We start from the raw sequence: 15,043 nt of genomic DNA, 5'->3' as shown, positions 1-15,043 counted from the left end.
CAGCATTAGTTTCGGTTCAGACATCGAACCGGATAAATTCGGAACAGCCCTCGTCCCGGCGCGTTCTCTCGCGATCAGGGATGCAATTGGCCCACAGTCTATTGGGAGACCGGAATGAGAATTTTGATGAACGGGTATGGCATCCTGGCATCGTCGGCGCTCGCCGCCGCGCTGATGCTGGCGGCCCCCGGTGCTCACGCCCAGGGCGTGGAAGCTGACGGCGCCCGCGATTCCATCATCGGGTCCGAAGTGAAGACAGGCGAGGTCAGCGCGGATGACGGTCGCGAACGCGTCCTTGAGGCCATCGAGAATACCGGTGAAGCGATCCAGGAAGTACGTCGCCGCTTCAATCTGGGCGAGGTCTCGATCGTTCTTCTCAGCGATATCAATACGTCCGAGGGCCCCGTGGCCGAAGCCGTGCAGGCCAATCGCGAGGCGATCGATGAGTTGCGGATCGCGATCGAGAGCAGCGCCATGTTCTTCCATGCCATCGACAGCCGCCGCGTCCTGCTGCAGAACGTGCTCGGCATGGAATTCGAGGATGACGACGTCATCATCTTCGCCATTGGTGGCGGCGAAGTCCAGTAGAGGCGGCCGGGCGGGCTGCCCGGAAAAGATCGCTCCTCGCGTCACAGCGATCCCATGACCTTCTGCTGGAAGCCGTAGACCGCGCGTTTGCCGGCAAGCGGCACCAGCGTCACCTCACGCTCCTGTCCTGGTTCGAAGCGGACCGCGGTGCCGGCGGCGATGTCGAGCCGCATGCCGCGTGTCTTCTCGCGGTCGAAACGCAGGCCCCCATTCGTCTCGAAAAAATGGTAGTGACTGCCGACCTGGACGGGGCGGTCGCCCGTATTCGCCACCATCACGGTGACGGTCTCGGCACCTGCATTCAGGGTGATGTCGCCATCCGCCGCGATGATTTCACCAGGGATCATGATTTTTCTCCTCAGGCTGGCATGGCCAGCAGGATGCCGCCCACCACGGTCAAAGCGCCCGCCGCGCGCGTGACGAGACGGCCTTGTCCCCGCTCCAGCACACGCCCGAGGCCAAGTCCCGCGGCCAGACCCGCCGCGTGCAGCGTCGCGGTGGAAATCGCGAACCCGGTGCCATAGGCAACCATGCCGGCCGCCCCCATTTCCTGGCCGTGGGCGTGACCGTGGAACAGCGCGAAGAAGCCGACAACCGCGGCGCCGACGACGACCGGAACAGGTACGGCAAGGGCGACGACCAGACCCAGGACAACCACCGAGGCAAGCACGAGCGGTTCGACAAACGGGAGATCGACCCCGCCGAGCGCCAGGAGAAAACCAACGGCCATCACGCCGACAAAGGCAGCCGGGACCACCGACAGCGCGCGCCCGCCGATGAGCGAAGCCCACAGACCCACCGCCACCATGGCAAGCACATGGTCGAGCCCGAAGATCGGGTGCAGCAGCCCGCTCATGAAGGAGCCGTAATCGTCCAGATGGGCGTGATGCGGGTGGGCCAGAGCGGCCGATGCGGCCAGAACGAAGGGAAGTGAAAAAGCGAGGCGTCGAAGCATCGATCTGTCCTTGAACATGTTGCCTAGCGGATGGGTTCGTGAACGGTGACGAGCTTGACGCCGTCGGGGAAAGTGGCTTCGACCTGCACGTCGTGGATCATTTCCGCGATGCCTTCCATGACCTGATCGCGGGTAATGACATGCGCGCCGGCTTCCATCAGGTCGGCGACCGAGCGGCCGTCTCGCGCGCCTTCGACCACGAAATCCGCGATCAGGGCGATGGCCTCCGGGTGGTTCAGCTTGACGCCGCGCTCCAGCCGCCGGCGCGCTACGGTGGCCGCCATGGCAATGAGCAGTTTGTCCTTCTCGCGTGGCGTCAGCTGCATTCCATATTCTCCCTCGACCGCCGGCGCCCTAGCTTGACCAAATTTTGGGCAACCCTGCCTCACCATTAAGCAGGCGCATCAGCGGAATTAGACCCTGCCGCAGAGCGTGCCCGTCCCTCGCAAGAAGCCTAGCAAGAAGTTTGCCAGACCCGCCCACCGACCAGGCGCTGGCGCCGTCCTGCGGGCCGAGAAGCGCCTGCGCGGCAGGCAGCATCTCGGTGGCACCCTCCCCTATCAGGAGGACAGTGGCCATGGCGATCGCGCCGTTACCGCCGGCCCTCTCCTGGAGGATGTCGTCGACCGCCCCGTCGAAGGCGAGATTTTCGGCGTGAACGAGCCTCCCCCCGACGCGCAATCGCCAGTGGTCGCGAAATCGCGCCCGGACAACCCTCTCGCCCATCGCGGTGCGCCCGAAGATCGCCGATTCGACGATCAGGGCGCGTGCGTCCGGCGCCAGATCGATCTCCAGCCTGCGGGTCAGGGCCGACTGGTCGAACAAAATCGTTTCCTGCGGGATCCAGGCGAGGAACCCGCCCTCGCCCACCTTGAGGTTGCAGGTGACCCGGGCTTCGCCGCCGGAGGACCGGTAGACCTTCTCGCATGCCTGGGTGGTGGCGATGACCGTCGCCCCGGGGCCGGCTTCGACATTCCATTCCAGCCGGTCGCCGCCGGTGAGGCCGCCCCCGGTGTTGATGAGCACCGCTTCGAGCGGCGTGCCGGGCAGCCGGGGCAGCCTGATCTTGGCGGCCCCTTCCTGATAGAGCCGTTCCAGCCTCGTCCGGCCGTCTCGAAATACGGCGGAGACGCGTCCTGTTGCCTGAATTCGCTGGAACCGGGGTGGCTCGGAGAGCGTCGAGGTCAATGGCTGGTCATCCTTTGCTCTCTTTTCCTCCTCGCGAGTCATCCGTGCTACAGACCTTTGAATATGTTGCATCGGTCCGTTTGGGAACCTAAGCTGAACCGAAGGGGATTGGCTGGCCGGACAGTTCGCCGAGGGGGCGGTTTGGCCCCGCAGCGATTTACGAATGCATAAGGACCGAGGCAAGCGGGGGACAGTCAAGCATGAGCCAGGAGCTCCAAGAGAAGATCATCGAAATGATCCGGTCGAAATCCGATGCCGACGCGGGCGAGGTCAGGCCCGAGACCCCGCTCGCCGATCTCGCCATCCATTCGCTCGAAATGGCCGAGATCATCTTCGACATCGAGGAAGAATATGACGTCGAGATCGACATGAACACCTCCGACGTCTGGAACAACCTCGAAACGGTCAATGACATCGTCATCGCGGTGCGCGAACTCATCGCCAAGAAGGGCTGAGGCATGGCTTCAGGTCGCGGGCCCGAACGGCCGCGCATCGTCATCACCGGCGTGGGCGGCATATGTGCGCTCGGCACTGATGCGCCGGCCATCTGGGATTCCATGCGCCAGGGCCGTAGCGGCATCGGCCCGATAACCAATGTGCCCCTGCACGAATTGAAGATCGGCATCGGGGCCGAGATCAAGCAGTTGCCCGAACACGGCATCGACCGCCGTCGGCTTTCAACCATGGACCGGTTCAGCCTGCTGGCCGTGATCGCGGCAGGCGAGGCGCTCGCCGATGCAGGCGTCGTGGTGGACGCATCCAATACGGCGCGAATCGGCGCGGTAATCGGGGCTGGCGTCTGCGGCTGGGAAACGGTGGAGGAGAACTATCGCTCGATTCTCCTGGAAGGTCGCAAGCGTGCAGACATCTTCTCGGTCCCCCGCGCGATGACGGGTGCACCGGCTGGCCAGGTCAGCATGCAATACGGGCTGCGGGGGCCGGTCTTCGGGGTCACCTCGGCCTGCTCGACCGGCAACCACGCCTTCGCCTCGGCCATGGATCAGCTGTTGCTCGGACGCGCCGACATGATGCTTGCTGGCGGCACCGAGGCGCCCATCATCTGGGGCGTGCTCAAGGGATGGGAGGCGCTGAGAGTGCAGGCGCGCGACACCTGCCGCCCCTTTTCCGCCGATCGCGACGGGCTGGTCATCGGTGAGGGCTCGGGCGTGGTGGTTCTCGAAACGCTGGAGCATGCACGCGCGCGCGGCGCGACGATCCTGGCCGAACTCGCCGGTGTCGGCATGACGGGAGACGCCTCCGACATCGTCGCGCCGACGGTGGAAGGGCCGGTTGCTGCCATGGCGGCGTGCCTTGCCGATGCGGGACTCTCGCCCGAGGACGTCGACTACATCAACGCCCACGGCACCGGTACCAAGGCCAATGACGAGATCGAGACGCAGGCCATCCGCCGCGTATTCGGCAAGCACGCCGACAGGCTTTCGGTGTCGTCCACCAAATCGATGCATGGCCACGCGCTCGGCGCCTCCAGCGCGCTGGAGATAATCGCCTGCCTTGGCGCGCTGCGCGAGGATCTGGTGCCGCCCACCATAGGCTATCGCGAGGCGGACCCGGCCTGCGATCTCGACGTGACGCCAAATGAGGCGCGCAAGCGGGAGGTCAGGGTGGCAATCAGCAATGCCTTTGCCTTCGGCGGCACCAATGTAACGGTGGCGTTGAGGAAACTGACCTGACACGAGCGGTCAGGAATCAGTGAAAATCCCTCGATTTCGGCAGGATGCGCACGTCGCGCGGGTGGTGGCCGCCGGGACGCTGGTAAACGGGCTTCAGCAATTCGTCGGCGCGCGCGAGTTCGAGCCTGGCCTCATGGCCCTGTGACAGGCGGCCGAGATCGGCCGTCCGGTCATGGATGCGGCTGGCCATCACATGCACCACGCCTTCGGCGCTGCGCTGCACCCTGCCTTCGATCAACGCCAGCCTGGCCGACATCACCTCGCGGCGGAAGCGCTTGAAATCCCGCGCCCAGAGCAGGATGTTGCAGATGCCGGTCTCGTCCTCGATGGTCATGAAGATGGCGTTGCCCTTGCCCGGCCGCTGGCGCACCAGCACCACGCCGGCCACCTTGACGAAGGCGGCATCGCGGCTTGCATCGGTCTCGGCGCAGGACAAGATGCGCTCGGCGCGGAAACGGTCGCGCAGGAAGCTCATCGGATGCGCCTTCAGCGACATTCTGGTGGTCTGGTAGTCTGCCACCACATGTTCGGCCAGCGGCATTTTCGGCAGTGCAGCGTCGGCATCCTCTCCCAGTTCGCGCGCCTCAGCCGCGGCTGCGAAGAGCGGCAGCGGCTCGTCGTCGGGCAGCCGGCGCACCGCCCACAGCGCCTCGCGCCGATCGAGTCCCACCGAGCGGAACGCATCGGCATCGGCGAGTTTCTTCAGGGCCGGCAGTCCGAGGCGGGCACGCCGCCACAGCCCTTCGAGGCTGTCATAACCATCGCCACGATGGGCAAGGATCGCCTCGGCCCAGTGCTTTTCCTTGAAGCCGTCTATGTTGCGGAAGCCAAGGCGCAGCGCCAGCGTATTGTCCTCGCGCTTCTCCAGCGTGTTGTCCCAGACGCTCGAATTGATGTCGACCGGCCGCACCTCGACATCGTGCTCGCGCGCATCGCGCACGATCTGGGCCGGCGCGTAGAACCCCATCGGCTGGGAATTGAGCAGGGCGCAGGCAAACACCGCAGGGTGGTGGCATTTCAGCCAGGAAGAGACATAGACCAGCTTGGCGAAGGAGGCGGCGTGGCTTTCGGGAAAGCCGTATTCGCCGAAACCCTTGATCTGTTCGAAACAGCGACGCGCGAAATCGGGATCGTAGCCGCGCTTCACCATGCCGGCGACCATCTTCTCCTCGAACTGATGGATCGTGCCGACATGGCGGAAAGTGGCCATGGCGCGGCGCAGGCCGTTCGCCTCCTCCGGCGAAAAGCGGGCAGCCACCATGGCGATCTTCATCGCCTGTTCCTGGAAAAGCGGCACGCCCAGCGTGCGGTGGAGCACCTGTTTCAACTCGTCGGCCGGGCCGTGCTCGGGCGCGGGCGATGGGTAGTGCACCTGTTCCAGCTTGTTGCGGCGCCGGAGATAGGGATGCACCATGTCGCCCTGGATCGGGCCCGGCCGCACGATCGCCACCTGGATGACGAGATCGTAGAAACACTCGGGCTTCAGCCTCGGCAGCATGTTGATCTGGGCGCGGCTTTCGACCTGGAAGACGCCAATGGAATCGCCCTTCTGCAGCATGGCGTAGACGGCCTTATCGTCTTCTTGGACGCTGGCCAGATCGTGCTTCACGCCGCCATGGCGCTCCAGGAGATCGAAGCCCTTGCGGATGCAGGTCAGCATGCCGAGCGCCAGCACGTCGACCTTCATCAGGCCGAGCGTGTCGATGTCGTCCTTGTCCCATTCGATGAAGGTGCGATCCTCCATCGCCGCATTGCCGATCGGCACCATCTCGTCGAGCCGCCCGCGCGCCAGCACGAAGCCGCCGACATGCTGGGAGAGGTGGCGGGGAAAGCCGAGCAACCGTCTCGCCAGGGCGATGGCGCGGCCGATCATCGGATTGTTCGGGTCGAGGCCTGCCTCGCGCACCTGTGAATCGGGGATTTCGTCGCCCCAGCTTCCCCACACGGTGCCGGCGATCCTGGCTGTCACGTCTTCGGTCAGCCCCATCGCCTTGCCGACTTCGCGGATGGCGCTTCGCGGGCGATAGGTGATGACGGTCGCGGCAATGCCGGCACGCTCGCGGCCATAGCGGCCATAGATGTACTGGATGACCTCCTCGCGCCGCTCATGCTCGAAATCGACGTCGATGTCGGGCGGCTCGCGGCGTTCGGACGAGATGAAGCGGGCAAACAGCAGGTCGTTGACGCTGGGGTCCACGGCGGTGATGCCGAGCGCGTAGCAGACGGCCGAATTGGCGGCCGAGCCGCGCCCCTGGCACAGGATGCCCCGATCCTCGGCGAAACGCACGATGTCGTGGACGGTAAGAAAATAGCGCGCATAGTCGAGGCTGGCGATCAGGGCCAGTTCGTCGGTGATGAGCTTTCTCACCTTGTCCGGCACGCCTTCGGGATAACGCCAGTCCGCGCGCCGCCAGGTCAGGTCCTCCAGCCAGCCCTGCGGAGTCCAGCCGGGCGGGATCGGTTCGTCGGGATATTCGTATTTCAGTTCATCGAGCGAAAAGTCGATGCGGTCCAGGAACTCGGTGGTGGCGGCGATCGCCTCGGGCGCGTCGCGGAAGAGCCGCGCCATCTCGGCCGGCGGCTTCAGGTGGCGTTCGGCATTGGCCTGAAGCAGCTTGCCGGCATTGGCAACGTTCACACCCTCGCGGATGCAGGTGACGACATCCTGCAGGTCGCGCTGTTCGGGGGCGTGGTAGAGCACGTCGTTGACGGCGATCAGATCCACGCCGGCGTGTGCCGCCTCCCCTTTCAGAAAGGCCAGCCGGCGCCTGTCGTCGCCCCGGCGCAGCATCGCCGCGCCCAGCCAGATACCGGCCGATGCCTGCCGCAGTCTGGTGAGCAGTTGCGCCAGGGACCGTTTTTCCTCCGGCACCAGGATCAGCAGAAGATCGTGGGCTTTGGCCAGAAGGTCTTCGAGGCACAGGATGCACGCGCCCTTCACGGCCTTCATCTTGCCCATTGTCAAAAGCCGGCAGAGATCGCCCCAGCCCGCACGGTTCTGCGGATAGGCGATCACGTCCGGCGTTCCATCGGCAAAGACCAGCCGCGTACCGACCGCGAGCCGGAAGGGCGGGACGGCCGCCGCACCATGTTCCTCGGCGATCTTCTCCCTGATCCTCTTGACCGCATCATGGGCACGAACGAGGCCCGCCACCGTATTGCGGTCGGCAATCCCGATACCCGCATGGCCGAGCTTCATCGCCTCGCCAACCAGATCGGCAGCCGAGGACGCCCCCCTCAGGAAGGAGAAATTGCTGGCAACGGCGAGCTCGGCATAGCGGGTCATGCGAACATCCCGTGCATGAACCAGCGCGGGGCGAACTGTTCGGAAAACAGGCCCTCGCGGAACACCCAGAAGCGGCGGCCCGAGACATCCTCCAGCCGGTAGTAGTCGCGGGTGAGCCCGTCGCAGCGGTCGTGGCGCCACCATTCTGGCGCGATGCGCTCTGGCCCTTCCGCGCGCGCGATCTCGTGCAGCACCCGGCGCCAGCGAAACCGCAGAGGCGGGCCGTCAGGCACCTCCGCCAGGGCCTCGATGGGCTGCGGCGGATCGAAGAGATGGATGGGTCTTAGCGGCGGGCCGACCGGATCGGGCGTCGGCCAGCCCGCAGTCTTGCCCGAAAGCTCCGCCGCCGGCACGGCATATGCGGCACGCTCCGGAATGTGGGTGTTGACGGGCACGAAACGGGTGACGGCCTCCGCTCCGAAGCGCACGCCCAGCCGGTCGACCAGTTCGGCCACCTCCTCCTCTTCCACATGGCGACCGTCGAGGCTGGCCTGTGCGGGTGCAAAGCCTTCCGTGCGCATGACGGACAGGCGGATCAGGTCGAAGCCGAAACCGGCATCGAGCGGATCGGACAGCGAATCCAGCCGCTCGCGAAAAAGCCGCATGAGGGATTTGGGATCGCGCGTCGGGCGGCCTGTCTCGAGCCCGAGGCGCAAAACCTTGCCGTCGGTGCGGAAGAAGGCCGCCTCGAAGGCGCGCCCACCCTCGCCGCGGGCCTCCAGAAGTCGTCCGACCTCGGCCGAAAGCGCCTCCAGCGCCTCCTCCACCCATGTGACCGGCTCGGCAAAACGTCGCTCCACGAGACAGTCGGGAAGCGGCCGGCGGGGCGAGATGCGAATGTCTTCTTCGCCCAGCACGCGGGCAAGGCCGGTCGTGAGTGCCGATCCGAAACGGGCAGCCAGCGCAGAACGCGGTCGCATCGCCAGGTCGCCCAGCGTCTTCAGGCCGGCGCGGTTAAGCGCCACCACGCTCTCGCGCCCGATGTCGAGGGCCGATACCGGGAGACCGTCCACCGCGTGTGCCTCGCCCCCGCACGGCACGAGGTCGACGTCACCGAAACGGGCAAGCGCGCGGGCGGCCTGGGGCGTGCCGGCGACCGTGGCCCGGGTCTCGATGCCGGCCTTTTCCAGCCGGTCCATGAGGCTTTCGCGCAGACGGGCCTCGCCTTCGAAGAGATGGGCGCAGCCGGTGATGTCGAGCACCAGGCCCTGAGGCAGGTCGAGTGCCACCAGGGGCGTATAGCGATCGCAGAAATCGGCGAGCCGTTCCAGCAGTCTCCGGTCGGCGGGGGGATCCATCTCCACCACCTGGAGTTCCGGAATGCGCGCGCGCGCGTCGGCCAGCGTCAGTCCGGGCGCAAGGCCGAGGGCGATCGCGTCGCGATCAGGCGCAACGAGCCTGAGCGCGTTGCCCGCTCTCTCGACCAGCGCCAGCGGCCTCTCATCCCGTTCGCGCGAGCGGGAAGCGCGCCGCAGCCGGTCGACGGCCAGGAACGGAAACCACAGGGCCAGATAGCGGCGCGGTCTGTCTGAAGTGATGGTGCTCATGATCCCATTCCAGGCGCCATTCCATGCCGGCGGGGCCGGCACGGTTGCGCAACAAGGTGACGTCGAAGACGGGTCTGCCGGGCGCATTGGCGGCCAGCGGGACCGATGGTCCCGAGGCGACCCGCCAGCGTGTCTGCGCCGCCGAGACCTCCTCCCGCGCGCCCGGCCGCATCAGGATGACGGTGACGCCCGATTTCTCGGCCGCCAGCGCCAGGCGCCGCGTGGCGGTGAGATCGAGTGTCCTGTGGCTGCCCCAGGGCTCCAGGATGACGGCGCCCAGCCCCGGGCAGCGCGCGGCCTCCACCCCGGCGCGCAGCACGCCCACGATGTCGTGCACGCCGACCATGATCAGGCGGTCCGGATCGAGCCCGAAAGCCGAAAGACCGGGCGTGTAAAGCCCGCCAGTCTCCCGCTCGGCATTCTTCTGGCGCACCCAGACGAGGTCGCGCGCCGTCGCCATGCTGCGCAAGGCAAGTCCCGCACCGAATCCGGCAGCGGCGGTGGCATCGGCTTCGGCGACAGGCAGAATCTCGTGCAGCCCGCCGCGCACCAGCCCGCCGGCAAGCGCGTCGTCAATCTGAGCCAGGCCGAGGCCAAAAGCCGTCTGTTCCCGCCGGGCACCGGCAGGTTCAAGGGCTGCTAGCCTGCGCCTGAGAAAGGATAGGGTCTCTTCCATGGCGCTTGTTCTCTATTTGTTCCATTATCAAGCGCAGGATGTGGCAGGAGTCAAGATGGCGGTCGCGCGGCAGGCAAATGATAACGAGAACTTGGAAGCCGCGAATGGAACGCTCCTTCTGGAAGCGGCGTCACCATCGCCTACACTGCTCGTGCCCATAACGGGGCGCTGTTGCCGCCGCTATGAAGGGGGATGGACGGGATCGACAGACCACGGGCAGATACCCCTCTCCTCCGTCTCGCGGAAAAACTCCCGGGTGCGACCTCAAGGTCACGGCACCGGCAGATTTCACGCGGTGGCGATGGCCTCGATCTCGATCAGCCAGGCGGGATCGTAGGGGCCGGCGATCACCGTCGACAGCGCGACCATCCGGTCGCCCATCACCTCCCAGCGCACCTTCGCATTGACGTCGCGATACTCGTAGCCGGCGAGGAAGACCGTCACCTTGACCAGATCGTCGAGGCTCATGCCGGCGGCTTTCAGCTGCCGCTCGACATTTGCCCAGGCCAGGCGCGCCTGGGCTTCGAAATCGTCCGGTGCATTGCCATCCGCGTCGACCGGGATCTGCCCGCTGATGTGGAGGGTTCGCGACTGGCCGCTCACCTCGACGGCATTGGAATAGCGGCGGTGCAGTGTCTGCGGTGCATCCGGCGCGTTGACGAGGCGGCGGGCAAAGGGCGCGGGCATATGGCTATCCTGGAATTGCGAGAGGTGCGGGCGCACGCACGTGGCAGGCGGCTTGCCAGCCATCGCCGACGCCAACCAGCGGTGGATGCGTCTCGTGGCACACGGCCTCTGCAAGAGGGCAGCGCGTGACGAATTTGCAGCCCTTGGGCGGATTGGCCGGGCTTGGCAAATCTCCCTTCAGCACAATGCGCCTGCGGCTGCGCTGAGCGACGGGATCGGGGAGCGGCACGGCCGACAGCAGCGCCTCGGTATAGGGGTGAACCGGGTTGGCAAAGACATCGCCGGTCGCGCCGCTTTCCACGATATGACCGAGATACATGACCGCGACCCGATCGGCGAAGTGGCGTACCACCGACAGATCGTGACTGATGAACAGATAGGACAGACCGAACCGTTTCTGGAGGTCCAGAAGCAGGTTCAAGATCTGCGAGCGGATCGACACGTCGAGCGCGGATACGGGCTCATCGAGGATCAGCAGCTTGGGATTGAGGGCGAGCGCGCGGGCAATCACGATGCGCTGGCGCTGGCCTCCGGAAAAGGCGGTGGGCTTGCGCGCCGCGTGCTGGGCATGCAGGCCGACCAGCCCGAGCAGTTCGGCAACGCGATCGCGCCGCTCGCCGGCAGTACCGACACCATGGATCGCCAGCGGCTCGGCGATGCTTTCGCCGATCGTCAGCTTGGGATTGAGGGCGGAAACGGGATCCTGAAACACGATCTGCAACTCGCGGGAAAGCGCACGCCTGGTGGCGGCCGTGTCGCGCGAGATTTCGCGGCCCTCGAACATGATCGTGCCGGAGGTGGGCTTCTGCATGCCGAGGATCGCGGCGCCGAGTGTTGACTTGCCGCAACCGGATTCGCCCACCAACGCGACGCTCTCGCCGCGCCCGATGTCGATATCGACCCCGTCGACCGCCTTGACCCAGCCGGACGGCTTGCCGAGCAGGCCGCCGCGGATCGGAAAATGGACCTTGAGGTCGCGAACGGAAAGCAACGGCTGGCTCACAGCATCGTCTCCACACGGTCGCTATGCCAGCAGGCCGCGAAGCCCGTGTCGCGACGCGGCGCCAGCGCCGGCTGGGCCTCGATGCAGGGCTGATCGGCCAGCGGACAGCGGGGATTGAAGCGGCAGCCGACCGGCCATTGCCCGATGTCGGGCACCATGCCCTCGATGCTGGGCAGGGTTACCTTGGGCCGGCCGTCGAGTCTCGGAATGGTGGAAAGGAGCAGACGCGTATAGGGATGTTCCTGACGCGCGAAGATGTCATCGACAGGAGCCTGTTCGATGACGCGGCCCGCATACATGACGGCCACGCGGTCGGCCATGTCGGCCACCACGCCCATGTCGTGGGTGATCAGGAGGATGGCAGCGCCGGTCTCATCGCGCAGCCGCTTCATCAGGTCGAGGATCTGGGCCTGGATCGTCACGTCAAGCGCCGTCGTGGGCTCGTCGGCTATCAGCAATCTGGGCCGGCAGATCAGTGACATGGCGATCATCGCGCGCTGGCACATGCCGCCGGAGAGCTCGAAGGGATACTGGCCGGCGCGAATCTCCGGCTCCGGAATGCCGACCTCCTCCAGCATGGCGATCGCGGCAAGGCGCGGATCGCGGCCTTGCGTCTTGCGGTGGACGATCAGGCTTTCGGCGATCTGGCGACCGATCGGCATCAGCGGATTGAGGGAGGCGACCGGCTCCTGGAAGATCATCGCCAGATGGTTGCCGCGCAGATTGCGCCGTTGCGCCTCCGACAGCGCGCGCAAATCGGTGTCGCCCAGCATGATACGGCCGCCGGCCAGCCGGGCGGCCTTGGGCAGCAGATCCATCACGGCAAAGGCGGTCATCGACTTGCCGCAGCCGGATTCGCCCACGATGGAGACGATCTCGCCTTCATTGACGTCGAAGCTCACGCCGTCGACGACGGGGTTGCCGCCAATCGTTACCTTGAGGTCGTCGACATGCAGCACCGGGCTCATGACGCGCTCTCGACGCCGACCGCCGCCCATGGGTGGTTCTGATGGGCCATGCCGACATTTTCCACGCCGTCGCGCAGGACGGCTGAAGGAATGGCGAAGTTTACCGGGTAAAGAGTGTCCTCGACGATCTCGATGGGGAACTCGTCGCCGAGCCGCGTGGCGACATCCGCCTGCGCCTTGCGGTTTACACGCAGGCGCACGCCGCTGGCATCGAGCCGCGGGGCGTGGAAGGCCTCTTCCAGCGACATGCCGTAGGCGGCGACATAGGCAAATATCTGCGTGATGGCGCCGACGATCTGTCGTCCGCCGGCCGCGCCCAGCGCGAGCCTCGGCCCTTCGCTGTCGGTTGCAATGATCGGCGACATGTTGGCGAGCGGACGCACGCCCGGCGCGATCGCGTTGGGCTGGCCCGGACGCGGATCGAACCACATCATGCCGTTGTTCATCAGCATGTCGGTTGACGGCAGCACAACCTTCGAGCCGAAGCGCGAGAGGAGCGTGTTGGTCAGCGACACCATGGTGCCGTTCTTGTCGACGACGCTCAGATGCGTGGTGCAACTGTCGCCATTGGCGTGCCCCAGCGTGCGCAGCCGGTGCTCGGAGGCGCGGCGGATTGCGCGGGCAAAGCTGAGCGCCGCCTGGCCCGACAGCGGCTCCCCTTCTGGCAGCGCGCGTGCCAGTTCCCGCAGCGCGGCGGCCAGAGTCGGTCCACCCGAGAGGCCGGACATCGAATGCACCGTGAGGCCGTGAAAATCCGTACGCAGTGACTCACGCCAGACGGGAGCATAGGCCGCCAGTTCACCCGCGTCGATCGCCGAGCCACCTGCCTGCAGATCGGCGATGATCGACGCCGCGACCTCGCCTTCGTAAAAATCACGCGCGCCGGCGCTGGCCAGCCGCTCCAGCATCGCCGCCTTTCGCGGCATCGGTATCGTGCGCACGGTGCCCGTCTCCGGCACTCGCGGCGCGCGGCCATTCTTCAGAAACAGGCCGGCAGAAGCGGGAAAGCGACCAAGCCCCTCCGCATCTATGGCGAGGCACAAAACGGTGAACCAGTCGACGACCAGCCCGCGCCTTGCATGCTCGATGGCTGGCTGCAGGGCCTCGGCGAAGCTGATCGTGCCGAACCGTTCCAGTGCCTCCGCCAGACCAGCGATCGCGCCCGGCACGCAGATCGAATGGTAGCCGATGAGATTGCGGTCATCCTTCACCGATGGCCAGTCGAACCAGTCTCCGTCGCGGCCTTCGACCAATGGATAGTCGGCGATGTCGATGTTGCGGGAAGAATCGACGTTGAAGTCGAGCGTGTCGACCGCGCCCGTGCTGCCGTCGGCATGGAGCAGGAAGCCGCCTCCGCCGATACCCGACAGCCACGGCTCCACCACGCTCAGCGTCAGCGCCGTGGTGACCGCGGCATCCATGGCATTGCCGCCGCGCGACAGGACGGCTGCGCCTGCCTCCGCCGCCAGCCCGTTCTGGCAAGCCACGAGGCCCTTGTCGCTGCGCACCTCGCCCTTGCGAACCATCCAATGCTCACCCATGCGTCTGTCCGAACCTGCGGTGGCCAATGGCATCGGGCACGTGAGCGGGGACGTTGAAACGGCCCTTGTTGGCCGAGCCGGCGTGAAAGGCGGCAATCTCGCGCGCGGTCGCGACCCACGCGGTGTTCTCCGCGCGGATCGCGTCGAACATCTCCTCCAGAAGCGCGATGCGCTGGGCGCGGCCGGAAATCCAGTCATGCACGGTCAGCGTGAACATGCCGCCATAGCGGTGCAGCATTCGCCACTCGCGAAGCCAGTCGTCCAGGACCGTGCGGCCAGACTGCAAGGGCCACTTGTCACGGCCGCCGCCCTCGAACTTGAAGAAGATCGCGTCGTCTACCGCCCACTGAACGGGGAGTTCCACGAGGCCGTCGACCTCGTAGGGGTGATCGAAGCCCGACAGGGACGAGTCATAGGCCAGGCCGAGCCGTTTGATTTCAGCCAGCATGTGCGGCGTCAGTTCCCAGGCCGGAGAGCGGAAGCCGACGGGCGTCTGACCGGTCTGCTTGACGAACAGTTCCATGCTCGCTTCGAGCGCTCCGGTGAACTCAGCGTCGGAGGCTTCGGCGACGATCTCGTGAAAATAGCCGTGCAGGCCGATCTCGTGGCCGCCTTCGAGAATGGCCGGAAGTATCTCGGGATTGGTTTCAGCCACGAAGCCCGGCACGTAGAAGCTGCCCTTGAAGCCATAGCGGGCGAAGAGGTCGAGCAGGCGATAGAGGCCGGTGCGGGGTCCGAAGCGGCGTATCTCGATGCCGGCCAGTCGGTCCGGCACACCGTCGCGCAGCGACCACAGAAACGGCGAATGGGCATCCACATCGACCGACAGGAGCGCGGCCGATTGCTTGCCTTCCGGCCATTCATAGGCAGGCCAGGGAGATTTGATGGTCAGATGGTCCGTCATGTGGTCCTC

15 protein-coding genes are annotated in these 15,043 nt (G+C 66.0%); 3 read left to right on the top strand and 12 right to left on the bottom strand.

The window, feature by feature from the left end; all coding sequences use genetic code 11:
- The first annotated feature begins 114 nt into the window (after positions 1 to 114).
- Entirely contained in the window at positions 115 to 588 is a 474-nt protein-coding gene (locus GRZ55_RS16350; RefSeq protein ID WP_169288023.1) for a hypothetical protein, read from the top strand.
- A 41-nt stretch (positions 589 to 629) separates the two neighbouring features.
- Here GRZ55_RS16350 and GRZ55_RS16345 read toward each other — a convergent pair whose 3' ends face one another.
- From GRZ55_RS16345 to GRZ55_RS16330, 4 genes are read right to left on the bottom strand one after another with little or no spacing between them, the layout of a single operon-like run.
- The gene (locus tag GRZ55_RS16345) at positions 630 to 935 is read right to left on the bottom strand and encodes an urease subunit beta (RefSeq protein ID WP_169288022.1); all 306 of its coding nucleotides are present in this window, start codon (positions 933 to 935) and stop codon (positions 630 to 632) included.
- An 11-nt stretch (positions 936 to 946) separates the two neighbouring features.
- Complete coding sequence (locus GRZ55_RS16340; RefSeq protein WP_169288021.1) at positions 947 to 1,543, bottom strand: HupE/UreJ family protein; 597 nt, start codon at positions 1,541 to 1,543, stop codon at positions 947 to 949.
- Positions 1,544 to 1,566: 23 nt separating this feature from the next.
- Positions 1,567 to 1,869 (bottom strand): urease subunit gamma, encoded by a 303-nt coding sequence (locus GRZ55_RS16335; protein ID WP_169288020.1) that lies wholly within the window; start codon positions 1,867 to 1,869, stop codon positions 1,567 to 1,569.
- A gap of 28 nt (positions 1,870 to 1,897) precedes the next feature.
- On the bottom strand, positions 1,898 to 2,731 hold the full coding sequence (locus GRZ55_RS16330; protein ID WP_246734817.1) for an urease accessory protein UreD: 834 nt from the start codon (positions 2,729 to 2,731) through the stop codon (positions 1,898 to 1,900).
- A 200-nt stretch (positions 2,732 to 2,931) separates the two neighbouring features.
- Between GRZ55_RS16330 and GRZ55_RS16325 the strand changes: the two genes are divergently transcribed.
- Positions 2,932 to 3,186, top strand: a complete 255-nt coding sequence (locus tag GRZ55_RS16325; RefSeq protein WP_169288018.1) for an acyl carrier protein — start codon at positions 2,932 to 2,934, stop codon at positions 3,184 to 3,186.
- Positions 3,187 to 3,189: 3 nt separating this feature from the next.
- Positions 3,190 to 4,422 (top strand): beta-ketoacyl synthase, encoded by a 1,233-nt coding sequence (locus GRZ55_RS16320; protein ID WP_169288017.1) that lies wholly within the window; start codon positions 3,190 to 3,192, stop codon positions 4,420 to 4,422.
- A 16-nt stretch (positions 4,423 to 4,438) separates the two neighbouring features.
- Here the strand turns inward: GRZ55_RS16320 and GRZ55_RS16315 are convergent, their stop codons facing one another.
- The 8 genes from GRZ55_RS16315 to GRZ55_RS16285 form a co-directional block, all read right to left on the bottom strand.
- Positions 4,439 to 7,708 (bottom strand): error-prone DNA polymerase, encoded by a 3,270-nt coding sequence (locus GRZ55_RS16315; RefSeq protein ID WP_169288016.1) that lies wholly within the window; start codon positions 7,706 to 7,708, stop codon positions 4,439 to 4,441.
- On the bottom strand, positions 7,705 to 9,255 hold the full coding sequence (locus tag GRZ55_RS16310) for a DNA polymerase Y family protein (RefSeq protein ID WP_210257379.1): 1,551 nt from the start codon (positions 9,253 to 9,255) through the stop codon (positions 7,705 to 7,707). Before GRZ55_RS16310 ends, GRZ55_RS16315 begins: the two co-directional genes overlap by 4 nt.
- Positions 9,149 to 9,931 carry an ImuA family protein gene (locus GRZ55_RS23245; RefSeq protein WP_210257378.1) on the bottom strand — a complete coding sequence of 261 codons (783 nt, stop codon included), beginning with the start codon at positions 9,929 to 9,931 and terminating at the stop codon, positions 9,149 to 9,151. The genes GRZ55_RS16310 and GRZ55_RS23245 overlap by 107 nt, the downstream gene beginning before the upstream one ends.
- Positions 9,932 to 10,219: 288 nt before the next feature.
- On the bottom strand, positions 10,220 to 10,618 hold the full coding sequence (locus GRZ55_RS16305) for a RidA family protein (RefSeq protein ID WP_169288014.1): 399 nt from the start codon (positions 10,616 to 10,618) through the stop codon (positions 10,220 to 10,222).
- Positions 10,619 to 10,622: 4 nt separating this feature from the next.
- On the bottom strand, positions 10,623 to 11,621 hold the full coding sequence (locus GRZ55_RS16300; protein ID WP_169288013.1) for an oligopeptide/dipeptide ABC transporter ATP-binding protein: 999 nt from the start codon (positions 11,619 to 11,621) through the stop codon (positions 10,623 to 10,625).
- A complete protein-coding gene (locus tag GRZ55_RS16295; RefSeq protein WP_246734816.1) occupies positions 11,618 to 12,589 on the bottom strand; it encodes an ABC transporter ATP-binding protein in 972 nt (323 codons plus the stop codon). Before GRZ55_RS16295 ends, GRZ55_RS16300 begins: the two co-directional genes overlap by 4 nt.
- A complete protein-coding gene (locus GRZ55_RS16290; protein ID WP_169288011.1) occupies positions 12,586 to 14,130 on the bottom strand; it encodes a gamma-glutamyltransferase family protein in 1,545 nt (514 codons plus the stop codon). The genes GRZ55_RS16295 and GRZ55_RS16290 overlap by 4 nt, the downstream gene beginning before the upstream one ends.
- A complete protein-coding gene (locus GRZ55_RS16285; RefSeq protein WP_169288010.1) occupies positions 14,123 to 15,034 on the bottom strand; it encodes a polysaccharide deacetylase in 912 nt (303 codons plus the stop codon). Before GRZ55_RS16285 ends, GRZ55_RS16290 begins: the two co-directional genes overlap by 8 nt.
- Positions 15,035 to 15,043 lie beyond the last annotated feature (9 nt).

It is taken from the genome of Chelativorans sp. ZYF759 (assembly GCF_012911015.1).
Classification (GTDB): Bacteria; Pseudomonadota; Alphaproteobacteria; order Rhizobiales; family Rhizobiaceae; genus ZYF759.
The sequence above is the reverse complement of the archived record's forward strand: the minus strand, read 5'-3'. Positions and strand labels throughout refer to the sequence as shown.

What these genes read in the sequence shown, in the direction of transcription:
- GRZ55_RS16350 (WP_169288023.1), top strand. Translation starts at nt 115, where the DNA reads ATGAGAATTTTGATGAACGGGTATGGCATCCTGGCATCGTCGGCGCTC.
- GRZ55_RS16345 (WP_169288022.1), bottom strand. Translation starts at nt 935, where the DNA reads ATGATCCCTGGTGAAATCATCGCGGCGGATGGCGACATCACCCTGAAT.
- GRZ55_RS16340 (WP_169288021.1), bottom strand. Translation starts at nt 1,543, where the DNA reads ATGCTTCGACGCCTCGCTTTTTCACTTCCCTTCGTTCTGGCCGCATCG.
- GRZ55_RS16335 (WP_169288020.1), bottom strand. Translation starts at nt 1,869, where the DNA reads ATGCAGCTGACGCCACGCGAGAAGGACAAACTGCTCATTGCCATGGCG.
- GRZ55_RS16325 (WP_169288018.1), top strand. Translation starts at nt 2,932, where the DNA reads ATGAGCCAGGAGCTCCAAGAGAAGATCATCGAAATGATCCGGTCGAAA.
- GRZ55_RS16320 (WP_169288017.1), top strand. Translation starts at nt 3,190, where the DNA reads ATGGCTTCAGGTCGCGGGCCCGAACGGCCGCGCATCGTCATCACCGGC.
- GRZ55_RS16315 (WP_169288016.1), bottom strand. Translation starts at nt 7,708, where the DNA reads ATGACCCGCTATGCCGAGCTCGCCGTTGCCAGCAATTTCTCCTTCCTG.
- GRZ55_RS16310 (WP_210257379.1), bottom strand. Translation starts at nt 9,255, where the DNA reads ATGAGCACCATCACTTCAGACAGACCGCGCCGCTATCTGGCCCTGTGG.
- GRZ55_RS23245 (WP_210257378.1), bottom strand. Translation starts at nt 9,931, where the DNA reads ATGGAAGAGACCCTATCCTTTCTCAGGCGCAGGCTAGCAGCCCTTGAA.
- GRZ55_RS16305 (WP_169288014.1), bottom strand. Translation starts at nt 10,618, where the DNA reads ATGCCCGCGCCCTTTGCCCGCCGCCTCGTCAACGCGCCGGATGCACCG.
- GRZ55_RS16295 (WP_246734816.1), bottom strand. Translation starts at nt 12,589, where the DNA reads ATGAGCCCGGTGCTGCATGTCGACGACCTCAAGGTAACGATTGGCGGC.
- GRZ55_RS16290 (WP_169288011.1), bottom strand. Translation starts at nt 14,130, where the DNA reads ATGGGTGAGCATTGGATGGTTCGCAAGGGCGAGGTGCGCAGCGACAAG.
- GRZ55_RS16285 (WP_169288010.1), bottom strand. Translation starts at nt 15,034, where the DNA reads ATGACGGACCATCTGACCATCAAATCTCCCTGGCCTGCCTATGAATGG.